We start from the raw sequence: 13,643 nt of genomic DNA on the forward strand, positions 1-13,643 counted from the left end.
CTCGAAGACGACGGCTCAGTAATCCTTCTCGTAGAAGACGCCGACGCTGCTCTCGGTGCCGACTGCGCCGCGCACCGTAATCTCGTCCGTCACGTCGAGATTGATCGTGACCTTGCTCTCGCTGCCGGCTTCCACACCGACATAAACGTTTTCGGACACATAGGTGCCGGCGCGGGCAGCGACATTGCCGTCGCTATCGGTGACGATGTCCAGATTGTCCAGCCCGGCCGCTTGCCGTACTCCGGAAAGGACAGACGGCCCGTTGCCCGCCAGTTCGGCGGCAGCCGCTGCCAATTGCGCAAGCTGCAGCGGCGACAGCTGATCGAGACCCCGGCCGAAGATCAGAAGGGCCAGCGCTTCGTCTTCCGGCAATTGTGAATCGGACGAGAATGAAATGTCGAGATCGTCCACCGTGCCCTGCACGCGGATGAAGATCGTGGTGCCGTCCGCATTGCTGCTGGCGACGAAATTCAGATAAGGGTTGAGATCACCGACGAAGGTGATGGTGCCACGCTCGAAGGTGATCCGCTTGCCGAGGATGGCCAGCCGACCGCGAATGAGTTCGAAACCGCCGACAGGCTGAATGTCACGCGTATTGCCCGTCAGACGAAGCCGCCCGCCAAGTTCCGCGTCCAGCCCGCGGCCGCGCACGAAAATCTGGTTCGGCGCGCTCAGGGTTATGTCGAGGCGCGGCACCGACGGACGGGCCGCCGGCTCGGGAATACGCCCGCCGCTCCCGGGGAACGCCCGCGCCAGCGTGGCGCGCACATCTGCCGGCGCATTGATGTGGTTGACCGCCTGAATATCGACAGATGCGCCGAAACTGTCCGGCACGGTAATTTCCGCGCGAACCACATCGATATTGCCGGCGATCAGTGGATCGTTGGTCAGCGATCCCGTAATGGTGATCGTGCCGTTCACCGTCGCGGCGATGAACTCGCCATCGGCATAGCGTGCCTGGTTGAGACGGATCGCGATATCGGCGGGAATACCGTTCGTCAGGCCGATCGTGCCGGATGCCGAAATCGATCCGCCGCCAGCAAGGCTGGCGCTCGCGCCTTGCAGGACGACCTGCTGGCGGGTGGCCGTCGCCGAGATGTCGATATTCGTCAGCCGCGTATTGGTCTGCGGGTCGAAGAGACTGGCGCTATCGGTATCGACCGACACGGCGATATTCGGATCGGCCAGAGCGCCGGTCGCGCTTCCGGCAAACCGAACCGATCCGGCAAGCGTCGTACCGCGAGAACCGAGAAAGCGGTTCACGACCGAAAGCGGCGCCGAGCCGTCGAACGCGACGTTGAGCCCGCTGCCGGAGAGCGGGATCGTGCCAAAGGCCGAAAGCGCGATACCGTCCCGACCGCCGATATTCAGGCGGTTGAGCTGTATGGCCTGGTTGGAGAAACGCCCCTGCGCATCGACAGAGAGCGGCCCGACCCCTTGCAACGCCGCAGCATAGAGATTGGGAACGGACAGCTGGAAATCCGCATTCGGCGAAGAGAGCGATCCAGTGACGCGCGCCGAACCCGTGAGCGTGCCGGAAAGGCCCAGATCGGGCCGAACCGAATTGGCCAGCGACAACGGGACCGCGTTCACATCGATATTGACCGAAAGGTTGCCGCCTTCGCCGAGCGGCACGGTGCCATTCGCCGCCAGGCGCACACCCTGACTGTTCGTTGCATTGGCGTCGATGGTCAGCGTCTGGCCGTTCGTTTCGCCATCCGCCCGGAGAGACAGCGGCGCAATGCCGTTCTGGCGCAATTGGGCCACCGTGATCGCGTCGCCGCTTAGTCGAAAATTCACATTCGGACTGGACAGATCGCCGGTCACGGTAGCGGTTCCCGAGATGGTGCCATCGGCCTCCAGGTCCGGCCGCACCGTGTTGGCCAGTTCCAGCGGAACGGCGTTCAGATCGACCTTCAGGTTAAGCCGGCCTTCGCTGCCCAGCGGCACCGTCCCGTCAATAGTGGCGTTCACGCCCTGGCTGTTGGTGAGTTCGGCATCGACGTCCAGTGACCGGCCATCGGTCTGCCCGCGCGCCCGGACGGCGAGCGGCGCGATGCCGGCGTCGCGCAATTGCGCGACGGTCAGTCCGTCGCCGGTGATGTCGAAGGCGACACTCGGCGCCGAACGCGGGCCGGTAATCTCGGCTGTGCCGGAGATCGTGCCCGCCGCGGCGAGATCGGGCCGAACCGCATTGGCGATATCGAGAGAAACATCATCGGCAACCACTGAAAGATTGATCTGCTCCGCCACCTCGCCCTGAAGGCGAAGCGTTCCATCGCCGATGGACAGCGTCGTCGCGTCGATGGCGATGGCCTGGCCACGGACACGAATTTCGGTCGGTGCTTCGAGACGCGCGCGGCGACCGGACTCCACGATGGACAATTCGCGCAACGCCAGATCGAAAGCAGGGTCGACATCGGTATCCGGAACACGGGCCAGCGTGCCTTCGGCAGCGATGTCTGTCCCTTGCTCCAACTTGCCGGTCAGCACGAAGTCGGTGGCATTTTCCTGCCGTTCGGCTGTCAGGCTGAGAATGGTGAAGCTGACGCCCCCGGCGCTGATGGTGCGTCCATCGATCGAACCGCTGGCCTGCGGCACACCGAAGAGATCGGTCGCGGCGATGTCGAGCGTGGCCTCGCCGATCCGCGTGTCCGTGTCGTACTGGAAGCCGGAAACCGTGCCTTTGACCGTGGCGTCCTGGCGGCCGTTCAGGTTCGAAAAGGCCAGCTCGGCATCGATCGCGCCGGCGATGTCCTGCAATGCAAGTGCGCCGATAAGCTTCAGATTGCGGGCGACGACGGAAAGATCGCCGGCCAGAAGCCCGTTTTCGTCGCGCTCGAAATCGCCCTCGACGCGGTTGCCGCCGACGGCCAGATTGAGTTCGGACAGACGGATCGCGCCTTCGCCGTAGACGGCATCGGATTCGATGAGCAGACGTTCGCCGGAGAAGAAGCCTTCACCGTTCACCTGTCCGGAGAACAATCCGTCTCCGAGCGTACCGACCAGTTCGAGCGCCAAATCGGTAAGATTGCGGCCCTGCAACCGGCCCTGCGCGATGGCGAGAGTCGACTTGACGGAGATTGCATCGTTTTCGCCGATGAGCGAAGCATCGAATTCTACAGCGCCGGAAACCTCATCGGTCACTGCGGCAAGATCCGATAATCGCCCTTTCAGCTTCATATCGGTATTGTCACCGCCATAGGAACCGTTCGCCGCAAGGCGAAGCTGCGGGTTTTCCAGTTTGAAATCGTTCGCGGTGATGCCCTGTTCACCGCGTGCGATACCGCCCGAAAGCGTGGTTTCACCGGCCAGAAGGCCGGTAAGCGTGGGATTCTCCAGCGAGATATTGGTCGCCGAACCATCGACGGTAAGGTCGAATGCGCCGGAGTTCAGCGTCACCGATCCGTCGGCGCTGATGTCCAGCGCACCGGTCAGTTTCTGGCCCGCCATCGTCGAAAACGGCGCAAGGCTTGCCGTCGCTACACTGGCTTTGCCGCGATAGACCGCGCCGTCGAGCGTGCCGCTGGTGGCGATATCGACGGATTTGCCGTCGAGCTTCAGCGTCTCGATAGTGATGGGTTCGCCAGCTTCGGTCTTGCCCGAGAGCGTGAAGGCCAACCGGTCGCCCAACGCATCGGCCACCGCCGCACGTGTTGCCGTGATCCCTTCCGCAATGCCATCGACATCGAAGCTGACGGCGCGTTGCTGAGCATCGTCGAGCGCCGTCATCCGACCGCCGAGATCGAAACGGACGCTTTCGGCAGCGAAAGTGCCGGTGTTGAGATCTTGCAGTAGAATCCGCCCGTTCCAGGGACCGGAATCGTCGACGCCATATTCGATGTCGATCGATGCGCGGCGGACTGAGGTTTCGCCGCCCGGCACCGGAAGAACAACTGGCCTGCCATCGCCGCTGTCGATCCGCCCATCGAGAACAAGGGTGCGCAAGAACCCGCCGGACAGAACACGCGCGCGGCCTTCGAGTTGCAAGGGACCGGACCTCAGCGCAAGCTCATCGACCACCGTGCCGCCCTCGTCAGGCACCGAACCGCGCAGTCGCAGCGTGCTTTGCCCGGAGAAGAAGGCGCGGAACTGCACCGGGACCAACCGCCCGAGCGGCCCTTCCAGATTGGCGCGATAGGCGAGCCCCTCTTCGGTCTCGTCCAGATTGAACGTACCCGAAAGAACCCGCTCGCGGTCGGCATCGAGGGTCAGCTGCAGCGTCAGATCGGATAGCGGGCCAGCGCCCTGCAGCGCCAGACTCACCGGCGGCTTGCCCTCGATGTTCAGAAGGTTGGCGACGATGCCGTTCTCCGGCTCGTCGAGTTGCAGGTCGACATCCAACTGGCGGTTTTGATTGGAATAGGCCGCCTGAAGCACCAGCTCGCCGCCTGGGCCGTCAAGCCGCTGAATTTGCAGTGACGTATCGAGCGCACCGTCTTCCAACGCCAGGGCGCCTTGCAGCGAGAGCACCGATTCCAGCCCGAAAACGCTTTCGTCGAATTCGGCGCGCTGGACAGCCAGTTCGCCGATCCGCACGGCTACCGGCAGTTCAGGCAGTGCGAACGGGGTCGCTTCGGCGTCAACCGTATCTTCCGCCGGAGCGGGCTTGCGCGTCATGACGATGGATTCGGCGCTGAGCGACTCGATTTCCAGGCGAGCCCGAAGAAGCGCGGAGCGGTTCCAGTCGATAGCGGCATTTGTGACCGTCAGCCACACGCCCTTCTCGTCGGAAATGGTGATCTGGTCGATAGACGCCTTGCTGGACAGAACGCCGTTGATGTTGCTGATGGAAATGCGGCGGTTGGGCGTGGAAAGCTTGTCTTCCACATAACTTAGAAACGCGCCCTTCTCGTCTTCCGCCGAGGCATCGGAATCGCCGAAGATGCCGAAAAGCTGGGCGTAGGCAGGCACTGCCAGTGCAGCCAGCAGCAGAAAAGCGAGACAGAGACGGCGCAGGATCGTTCGCATCAGAAAGCCTGCCCTATGCCGGCATAGATCGCAAAATTCGGATCGCCTTCGCGCTTATTGATCGGAACGGCGAAGTCGAGACGGATGGGACCGATGGGTGTGCGGTATCGCAGACCGGCGCCTGCACCGATCTGGTAGTCCTGAAATTTCGGATAGGATTCGGCGGTCACGGATGCGATATCGGCAAACGCTACCAAACCGATGGCGTCGGTTACGCGCAGACGAACTTCGCCGGAAGCCTCGGCCAGCGAGCGGCCGCCGATCGTGCCGGAGGCCGTCTCCACACCGATGGACTGGTAATCGTAGCCGCGAACGGACCCACCGCCACCGGCGAAAAACAACAGATCGGGCGACGTCTCTTCGATGGGCGGATCGAGAACCGTGCCCAGCTTCACCCGGCCAGCCAGAACGACGCGGTCGTCGGCCAGTCCGAAATAGGTGCGCGCATCGAGCACACCGCGCACAAAGGTGTTGCCGTAGAGAAATTCCTGATAGGGCGCGATCCGGCCATCGACATAGAAACCTTCCGTCGCATCGGCGGGGTCGTCGCGCGTATCGAACACCGCTCTGATGTAAGCGCCGATGGTTGCGAACTCCCGCTCTCCGAAGACATCGTCCTCGGTTTGCGCAAGCGAGCCGGTGAACCCGAAGGACAGCTCCAAATCCTCAGTCACGATCTGGGTGATACCGGCTGATGCTTCCACCTCATTGATGGCGTAGCTGTCATTGACCTGCCGTTGCGCCTTGAGAGCAGCGTTGAAATTGGTATCGGGCGTCAAGATACCGGGCTTGGTGAATTCCGCGCCGAGCAGATAGTCGAAATCGCGATATTCCGTGCCGTCGATGCCCTCGACCGACGCATCGAGACGCAGGCGCTCAGCCCGGCCCCATAGGTTGCGGTGAACCCAGTATGCCGACGCGCCAAAACCATTCGTGGTCGAATAGGTGGTGCCGAAACCGATCCGGCGCTTCGGCTTCTCCTTGACGATGGCGGTGATCGGCAGCAGGCCGCCAGGGCCGATCTCATCGCCTTCCCGGATCGAGTAGGATTTGAAGACGTCCAGCCGGCCGAGCCGTTCGGTCGCCCGATCCAGATCGTCAGGATCGAACTCCTGGCCGCGCGGCAATCCGACCATGAAGGCCAGCCATTCGGGATCGATGTCGCGAACGCCGCGGACGCTCGTTTCGCCATAGACCGCGAAGCGGCCCGGATCGACATCGATCGTGGCATCGAAGGTTTGGGTGGCGTGGTCGGCCGTCAGCACCCGATCGACCACCTCCGCCTTGGCATAACCCTGCTGTCGCCAGGCTTCGACCGCCAGCGCGCCGGCCTGCTTGATGACGCCCGCCTTGGCGACCTCGCCACTGGCGAATCCCTCATCGGCCGGATCGTCGACTTCGTCGCGACGGCTCTGCGGCGGCGGCGCCTGATTGCGGATTTCCGCGCGGGAGAAGTTGAAGACCGGTCCGCTTTCGACCGAGACCAGGACCTGAGCCGGATTGGAAAGGCTGGCGTCCGGCGGCAGATCGGAGACTTCGCGCCCGTCGATGGTGATCCGGATCACCGGCCCGTAATAGCCGCGATTATAGAAAGCGCCGAGAATGGATTTGTAATCGCCCCGCGCCGTAACGATCAAACCGGAGACACCGTTCGCCGGCTCGTCGCGACCTTTCCACAGGCTGCTGACGTTCCGCGCCACGTCTTCCAGTTCGGGATCTCCCGAATAGTCGAATGTCACCTCATACGGCCAAGGCTCGCCGATGATCTCGGGCGGCTCCTTCTCGAAGAAGGTTTTACCGAACAGCGTAATGGCCTCGGCAGGCGGTGAAACAGCCACACCGATAACCGCCGAGAGAACGCCGGCAAACGCGATTCGGATGTAACGCCCCATTCCCACCTTCCAAAAACCCCGGTCGCCGGCCCGGCTCGGAGACCCCTCGTCCGCAACGATCCTATGCTTGCGGCCTATTTGCGGCGCAGCGAAGGCCATCCCCGCGCAACCAGCTTGCACGCGCCGCTTTCCTCAGGCAACTGCGGCACCTCTGCAACAGAGAAATCACACTGTTGACGTTTACGTCAATCAAAGGCAAGGCTAGGCGCTATAGACAATCCAATGCCTAGCAGAAGAGGACAGCACTATGGCTATGGACGATATTGCCGAGAAAATCCGCCCCGCCGTCAAGGAGAGCGATTTCTCCGACTCCGTGAAGTTCGACTGCGGTTCGGACGGCGTCATGGTCATCGACGGCAATGAGGTCAGCACGGAGGACAAGCCGGCCGATTGCACTATCACCATGGAAAAGAGCGATCTGGAAGACATGATTTCCGGCGATCTCGATGCCACGCAGGCCTTCATGTCCGGCAAGCTCAAGGTCGACGGCGACATGAGCGTGGCCATGAAGCTGCAGCAGCTGTTCTGATCGTTCGCCGCCGGGACATTGAGGAAAGGCCCGCGACGCCCCGTGCGTCGCGGGCCTTTCTGTTGGGCGCTTCAAGCCACCTTAGGCAGCGAGCGCTCGCATGGCCGGGATGCGCGAACACTTCGCGCCGCTCGGCCGCAGAATGTCGGCAGCGCCGTCCAGCGCGCCGGGTTCCAGGGTGAGTGCGAGGAACCTTTCACGGTCGAACGGGCCGGGCATGGCGAGTGTGGCCGGCGCCGGCTCGAAGCCGAACCGTTCGTAATAGGGCGCGTCTCCAACAAGGAAAATTGCCTTGTGGCCGAGCCGTTCTGCGGCGTCGATGGCATGGATCATCAATGCCGAGCCGGTGCCGCTGCCCTTGGCATCCGGCGCAACGGCCAGCGGCCCGAGCAGCAACGCAGCCGCACCGTCCGCATCGACATGCCAGAGCCGCACCGTGCCGATGACCGCGCCCGATAGCGAGCGCGCGACGAAGGACAAGCCGTCCGCCGGCAACCGACCGCGGCGGATCGCCTCCGAACTCTTGCGCCTGCGGTGCGGCCCCATGGCCCGGTCGAGCAATGCTTCGCGGGCGCGCACATCGCCTGGCCGTTCGTCGGTGATCGCATAAAGCATCGGCGCGCGGTCATTGGCCGGCGCAAGAGCAACGGGAGCAACCGTTCTATTCAGGGGGGCGATGGGGAGCATGGGCAAACCCTGTCTTCCAAAGGGCGAACGTCAGAAGCCCGCCGGCTCGCATGGCAAGCCGGCGGCGTTTCGAACTGACGGGCGGTAGCCGTCCGTCAGATGACGTAGGATCGGAGCGGTTCGAACCCATTGAACGCGACCGAAGCATAGGTCGTGGTATAAGCGCCCGTGCCTTCGATCAGAACCTCGTCGCCGATGGTCAGCGTGATCGGCAGCGGATAGGGCTTCTTCTCATACATCACATCGGCGCTGTCGCAGGTCGGGCCGGCCAGCACGCAGGGTTCGGTCTCGTCGCCGTCGCGCGGCGTGGTGATCGGATAGCGGATGGATTCGTCCATCGTCTCGGCCAGACCGCCGAACTTGCCGATGTCGAGATAGACCCAGCGGGTCTTGTCCTCGGCGCTCTTGCGCGAGATCAGCACGACTTCGCTCTTGATGACGCCTGCATTGCCGACCATGCCGCGGCCCGGCTCGATGATCGTCTCGGGCAGCCGGTTGCCGAAATGCTTGCGCAGCGCCGAGAAGATGGCGCGGCCATAGGCTTCGGCCGCCGGCACGTCCTTCAGGTACCGGGTCGGGAAACCGCCGCCCATATTGACCATCTGCAGTGTCACGCCCTTCTCCGCCATGGCGCGGAACACCGCGTTGGCGTCGGCCAGCGCCCGGTCCCAGGCGTCCAGATCGGTCTGCTGGCTGCCGACATGAAAAGACACGCCATAGGCTTCGAGCCCGTTATTGACGGCATGCTCGAGCACATCGACGGCCATGACCGGCACGCAGCCGAACTTGCGCGACAGCGGCCATTCGGCGCCCTCGCCATCGGTCAGCACGCGGCAGAACACACGAGCGCCCGGCGCGGCGCGCGAAATTTTGTCCACCTCCTCGTGGCAGTCCACGGCGAAAAGATCGATGCCAAGCGCCCGGGCGCGGGCAATGTCGCGTTCCTTCTTGATCGTGTTGCCGTAGGAAATGCGGTCTGCGGTCGCGCCGGCTTCGAGCGCCATTTCGACTTCGGCGACGGACGCGCAGTCGAAGGACGAGCCGAGCGAGGCCAGCAGGCGCAGGATTTCCGGCGCCGGGTTGGCCTTCACAGCATAGAAGATGCGGCTGTCCGGCAGCGCGTGCTTGAACGCATTGAAATTGTCGCGAACGACTTCGGTATCCACGACGAGGCAGGGACCGTCTGGACGTCGGGTGGCGAAGAAATCGTGAATACGCTGGGTGGTCATCATCATCCCCATATGCCGGCAGGACCGGTCTTTCGGCTTTGCGCGCCGTTCCGCCAACCATTTGCGGATACGACCCGACGACAAAGTGCAGATCGGCGATGCCAGACCCAGCCTTTGGAGACCCTGGATCCGGCGTAACGCCGATCTACGGCGATGAACGCAATACCAACGCACCGGCGCCGGCTTTCGTTCGCTTTGTCTTGCCGTCAGCTTGGAGGGATGAACCCGCCGCACATCGAGCAACGCAGTAATGTGCCTCTTAGAACCCCGGTTTTGGACGCCGGGAGAGATCGAAAAGGCCCGCTAGTGTCGTTGCTTCAAGACGTCCTCGCATCAATCCGGTAGGCCGGAGATACGACTGGAGCGGTTAGTTCCAGGTACCTTACCGTAGCCCCCACCATACGGGGGCTCGGCGGACGCCCACAGGCACGTGCGACTTTGGGCAGCGGCGATATAGATAGGATAGCTCACCAATGCAAGCCAAAAAGCGCCAATCGCTTGAACTTTCATCGTCCGGCCTCATTTGCGACCGGACCAGCATCGAGGGACGCCAGCCGCCATGGACACACTGACCCGCATGCGCGCCTTTATCGACGTGGTCGATGCGGAGGGTTTTTCGGCCGCCGCGCGCAAGATCGGCCGATCGAAGGCGCTGCTCAGCAAATATGTCCGTGAACTGGAAGACGAGGTCGGCGCGCTTTTGCTGAACCGCACGACGCGCCAGTTTTCGCTCACGGAAGCCGGCCATGCCTATTATGGTCGGGCGCTCGAAATCATCCGCGATATCGATTCCCTGCGCGATTCGGTGCGCGACGCATCCGGTGAGATCGGCGGTCGCCTCCGCCTCACTGCCCCGCGCTCCTATGCCGACGCGGTGATCGGCGAGCCTTTGATCGCTTTTGCCAAGGCCTATCCCGATGTCCGGCTCGACGTTCATCTGGACGACCGCTTCGTCGATCTCGTGGAGGAGGGCTTCGACCTTGCGATCCGCATAGCGCGGCTCGAAGATTCTTCGATGATCGCGCGCCGGCTTGCCGATTTCACGCTCACCGTTTGCGCCTCACCCGAAGCGATCGAGCGCTTCGGCCTGCCGGAGCGACCGGAAGATCTATCGAAGAAGCCCTGCATCTGCGACACGAACGGCCGCTGGCGGAACAATTGGCCCTTTTACGGCCCCAACGAAGAGACGATCTCCGTGCCGGTCTCCGGCCCGATCGAGGTCAACAGCCCGGTCGTCGCCCGAAAAGCGCTGGTCGAACATCTGGGCTTTGGCATGCTACCGCGATTTGCCGTGCGCGAGGATCTGTCCGCAGGTCGGCTCGTCTCGGTTATGGACGATTATATGGCGCGCGACGGCGGCATTTACGCCGTCTATCCCCACCGTCGCTATCTGCCTGCGCGGGTCCGCGCCCTCGTCGATTTTCTGGCCGACTGGCACAAACGGAATGGCGCCGAATCCTGACGGCGAACCGGTCGCCAAACTCACGCCATCTTGACCGTCCAAGGGATCATCGTTCGGTAAAGGGCGGGATTCGTTTTGAAATATGCAGTGATACGATCTCTTGCGACGCTGGCGTTCGCGCTGGGCGGAACGGCAGCGGCTTACGCTCACCCCCATGTCTGGGCCGAAGCGCGCATGGAGGTGGTGATCGAAGGCAACGCCGTGACCGCACTGCGGCATGTCTGGCGGTTCGACGATATTTTTACCGCCACGGTGATTCTGGAGTTCGACAGGAACACCGATAACACGCTCGACTCCGATGAACTGGAAGAGGTCGGCAGCGTGATCCGCGAATCCACCGCCGAATTCGGCTATTTCCAGAGCGTCACGAAAAATGACGAAGCCGCGCCGATGATGCCGCCGCCGGTCATCCAGACTGATCTGCAGGACGGTCGTCTTCTGGTCTTCTTCGAAAGCCGTTCCATGCCGCCCATGCCGCTCACCGGCAAACTCAGTTTCGGTGTGTTCGATCCCACATTCTATACCGCTATCGATTTCCAGCGCGACGAGGATATGGTGAGCGAGGCACTGCCGACCCATTGCAAGCGTTCCGTCATTCGCCCCGATCCCGATCAGCTGATGGCGGACTATGCCGACAATCTCGATCAGTTCTTCTACGACACCACCGACACGACCGATCCGAACGGTCTTTTCGCCACTCGCCTCGAACTGAACTGCAGCAAGGCCGAAGGATGATGGATCGGTTTCGATATTCTCCCACGCTCGCGCTCATTTTCTGCTGGGTGGCCGCGTTTCTGACGGCAAGTGATGTCGCGCTAGCGCAATCCTCTCTTGGCATTGGCGCAGCCGAGCCGGCGGCGTCGCCGGTCTCGGGCGGCCTGTTCGGCGAGATGAGCCGTTATATTTTCGAGGAACAGCGGCGCTTCTACGCCCTCATGACAGATGCTCTGCGCGCCATGCGCGAGAACCCCACGGCAGGCTGGACGCTTGCCGGCCTGTCGTTTCTCTACGGCATATTGCACGCCGCCGGACCGGGCCACGGCAAGGCCGTCATCTCGACCTATATGGTGGCCAACGAAATCGCCCTGCGGCGCGGTGTTATGCTTGCCTTCGTGTCCGCGCTTCTCCAGGCAATCATGGCTATTGTCGTCATCAGTGCGGTGTTCCTGATCTTACGGGGCACGGCGATCTCGCAGACCGATACGGTGTTTACGCTTGAAGTCCTGTCCTACGCCTTTCTGACTGGTTTCGGCCTCTGGCTCCTGACAAGAAAACTCGTTCCGCTTCTGCGGTCGGCCCTCCGGCGGCAGCCGGCCATGGCAGCGATGACCGTGAATGGCGGTGGCGTGGCCGCTCTTGTCGGCCCGGATATGCATCCCCGCAACGCCCACCATCACGAAGCGCACGTCCATATCCACACCCCCCATCACGGCCACGGCCACGATCACGCATCCGGCGAGGTCTGCTCAAGCTGTGGCCACGCCCATATGCCGGGCCCAGAACGCCTCTCCGGCGAGCGGTTTCGCGCCAGGGAAGCGATCTCGGCGGTTGCTGCCGTGGGTATGCGCCCCTGTTCCGGCGCGCTGATCATTCTCACCTTCGCCTTTCTCAACGGCATGGTGCTGGCGGGTATCGGTTCGGCGCTCGCTATGGCGTTCGGCACCGCCATCACGGTGGCGACGCTGGCGACGCTGGCCGTTTCCGCCAAGAACATCGCCGTTCGGTTCGCGGGCGGCCCCGGCAGTCGCCTGGCAGGACAGGTTCAGTTGGCCATCGAACTGCTCGGCGCCGGCCTGATCGTGGTTCTTGGCATGGTCCTTCTGGCTGGAGCGCTGGCCACAGCCTGACCCGTTCAGTCGACCTTGTCTTCGATGCGGCGATTGTGCCGGCTGCGCAGCCAGAAGATCGCCGGGAAGGTAAGGACGAAGAGCGCCGCGACGACCACGCCGAGCCAGGGTGAGATCTCGGCCGCCGCAAGCACCAGGCCGGGAATGAAGATCCAGCCGACCAGAAAAAGCAGGAAAATGGCAGCGGCGGCCAGGGCCGTCCGGCGTGTCTCTTTTGTCATGCGCAGGCTTTCACACGAAGCGGCAGGCGGAAGCAAGCCTTGAGCGCCCGCATTCATTTGCTGCGTCCGGCCACACGCCCCGCGCTTCGAACCGTCACGAGCGCTCGACGAGCGGGGCGGACCGCAGATCGGCCAACGATGATTTCTGCTGACCGTTCGCATTGAAATTCGCTGGATCCAGCCAGAGTTCAAACCCGCGCCTGATCGCCGGCCAGTCCTGGTCGATCATTGCATACCATGCCGTGTCGCGGTTCCGCCCTCGCGAAACCATGTGGTTGCGGAACACGCCCTCGAAGGTGAAGCCGAGGCGCTTGGCGGCGGCGTGACTGGCGGCATTGCGATTGTCGAGCTTCCATTCGAAACGCCGATATCCGAGATCGTCGAAGACGTGCCGGGCCATCAAAAAATGGGCTTCGGTGACGGCAGCGCTTCGCTGTGCCGAGATCGCATGCATCACCGAGCCGGTTTCGCAGGAACCGTTGGCAGCATCGATCCGCATATAAGAGGCCATGCCGAGCGGTTCGCCGCTGCTCCGGTCTCGGAAAACCATCGTGTGCCACTGGCCCTGATGGCTGACGAGCCATTCGCGGAACGCGGCCTCGTCATCGAAATCGACGATGGGGAAATAGCGCGCCAGCCGGTTGAAGCCGGTTTCTCCGAACGCCTGCCAGAGCACATGGCTGTCGCGATCCGTATCGAATGCGGTCAGGGTGACCAGTTCGCCCTCGAGCCGGGAGGGGTCGGGGAACGGTCGGGCTGTCCAATCGGCAAGGCTGTCATCGGTCACGATGGATGGTCCTCTACA

General features: G+C 62.8%; 10 protein-coding genes. 4 read left to right on the top strand and 6 right to left on the bottom strand.

The features are described 5' to 3' along the window. Nucleotides 1-15 precede the first annotated feature (15 nt). Together B7H23_RS11390 and B7H23_RS11395 are read right to left on the bottom strand one after the other, a co-directional pair. Nucleotides 16-4,971 carry a translocation/assembly module TamB domain-containing protein gene (locus B7H23_RS11390; protein WP_094077509.1) on the bottom strand — a complete coding sequence of 1,652 codons (4,956 nt, stop codon included), beginning with the start codon at nt 4,969-4,971 and terminating at the stop codon, nt 16-18. Next, nucleotides 4,971-6,863, bottom strand: coding sequence for an autotransporter assembly complex protein TamA (locus tag B7H23_RS11395; protein WP_094077510.1), 1,893 nt, complete (start codon nt 6,861-6,863; stop codon nt 4,971-4,973). Before B7H23_RS11395 ends, B7H23_RS11390 begins: the two co-directional genes overlap by 1 nt. A 247-nt stretch (nt 6,864-7,110) precedes the next feature. Between B7H23_RS11395 and B7H23_RS11400 the strand changes: the two genes are divergently transcribed. Beyond that, complete coding sequence (locus B7H23_RS11400) at nt 7,111-7,392, top strand: SCP2 sterol-binding domain-containing protein (protein ID WP_094077511.1); 282 nt, start codon at nt 7,111-7,113, stop codon at nt 7,390-7,392. A gap of 81 nt (nt 7,393-7,473) precedes the next feature. Here B7H23_RS11400 and B7H23_RS11405 read toward each other — a convergent pair whose 3' ends face one another. Further along, the gene (locus B7H23_RS11405; RefSeq protein ID WP_094077758.1) at nt 7,474-8,007 is read right to left on the bottom strand and encodes a GNAT family N-acetyltransferase; all 534 of its coding nucleotides are present in this window, start codon (nt 8,005-8,007) and stop codon (nt 7,474-7,476) included. Between the two features lie 167 nt (nt 8,008-8,174). Further along, nucleotides 8,175-9,308 (bottom strand): ornithine/lysine decarboxylase, encoded by a 1,134-nt coding sequence (odc2, locus tag B7H23_RS11410; protein WP_094077759.1) that lies wholly within the window; start codon nt 9,306-9,308, stop codon nt 8,175-8,177. A gap of 559 nt (nt 9,309-9,867) precedes the next feature. On the opposite strand from odc2, the gene B7H23_RS11415 reads away from it, so the two are divergent. From B7H23_RS11415 to B7H23_RS11425, 3 genes are all read left to right on the top strand, one after another. After that, the gene (locus B7H23_RS11415) at nt 9,868-10,770 is read left to right on the top strand and encodes a LysR family transcriptional regulator (RefSeq protein WP_094077512.1); all 903 of its coding nucleotides are present in this window, start codon (nt 9,868-9,870) and stop codon (nt 10,768-10,770) included. A gap of 87 nt (nt 10,771-10,857) precedes the next feature. After that, entirely contained in the window at nt 10,858-11,505 is a 648-nt protein-coding gene (locus B7H23_RS11420; protein ID WP_158215823.1) for a DUF1007 family protein, read from the top strand. Then, nucleotides 11,502-12,617 carry a nickel/cobalt transporter gene (locus B7H23_RS11425; protein ID WP_420814481.1) on the top strand — a complete coding sequence of 372 codons (1,116 nt, stop codon included), beginning with the start codon at nt 11,502-11,504 and terminating at the stop codon, nt 12,615-12,617. Before B7H23_RS11420 ends, B7H23_RS11425 begins: the two co-directional genes overlap by 4 nt. A 5-nt stretch (nt 12,618-12,622) precedes the next feature. Here the strand turns inward: B7H23_RS11425 and B7H23_RS11430 are convergent, their stop codons facing one another. Further along, nucleotides 12,623-12,838: a hypothetical protein gene (locus B7H23_RS11430; RefSeq protein ID WP_094077760.1), complete on the bottom strand. Its 216-nt coding sequence runs from the start codon at nt 12,836-12,838 to the stop codon at nt 12,623-12,625. Between the two features lie 94 nt (nt 12,839-12,932). Continuing rightward, entirely contained in the window at nt 12,933-13,625 is a 693-nt protein-coding gene (locus tag B7H23_RS11435) for a GNAT family N-acetyltransferase (RefSeq protein WP_094077515.1), read from the bottom strand. Nucleotides 13,626-13,643 lie beyond the last annotated feature (18 nt).

It is taken from the genome of Notoacmeibacter marinus (assembly GCF_002238045.1).
Classification (GTDB): Bacteria; Pseudomonadota; Alphaproteobacteria; order Rhizobiales; family Rhizobiaceae; genus Notoacmeibacter; species Notoacmeibacter marinus.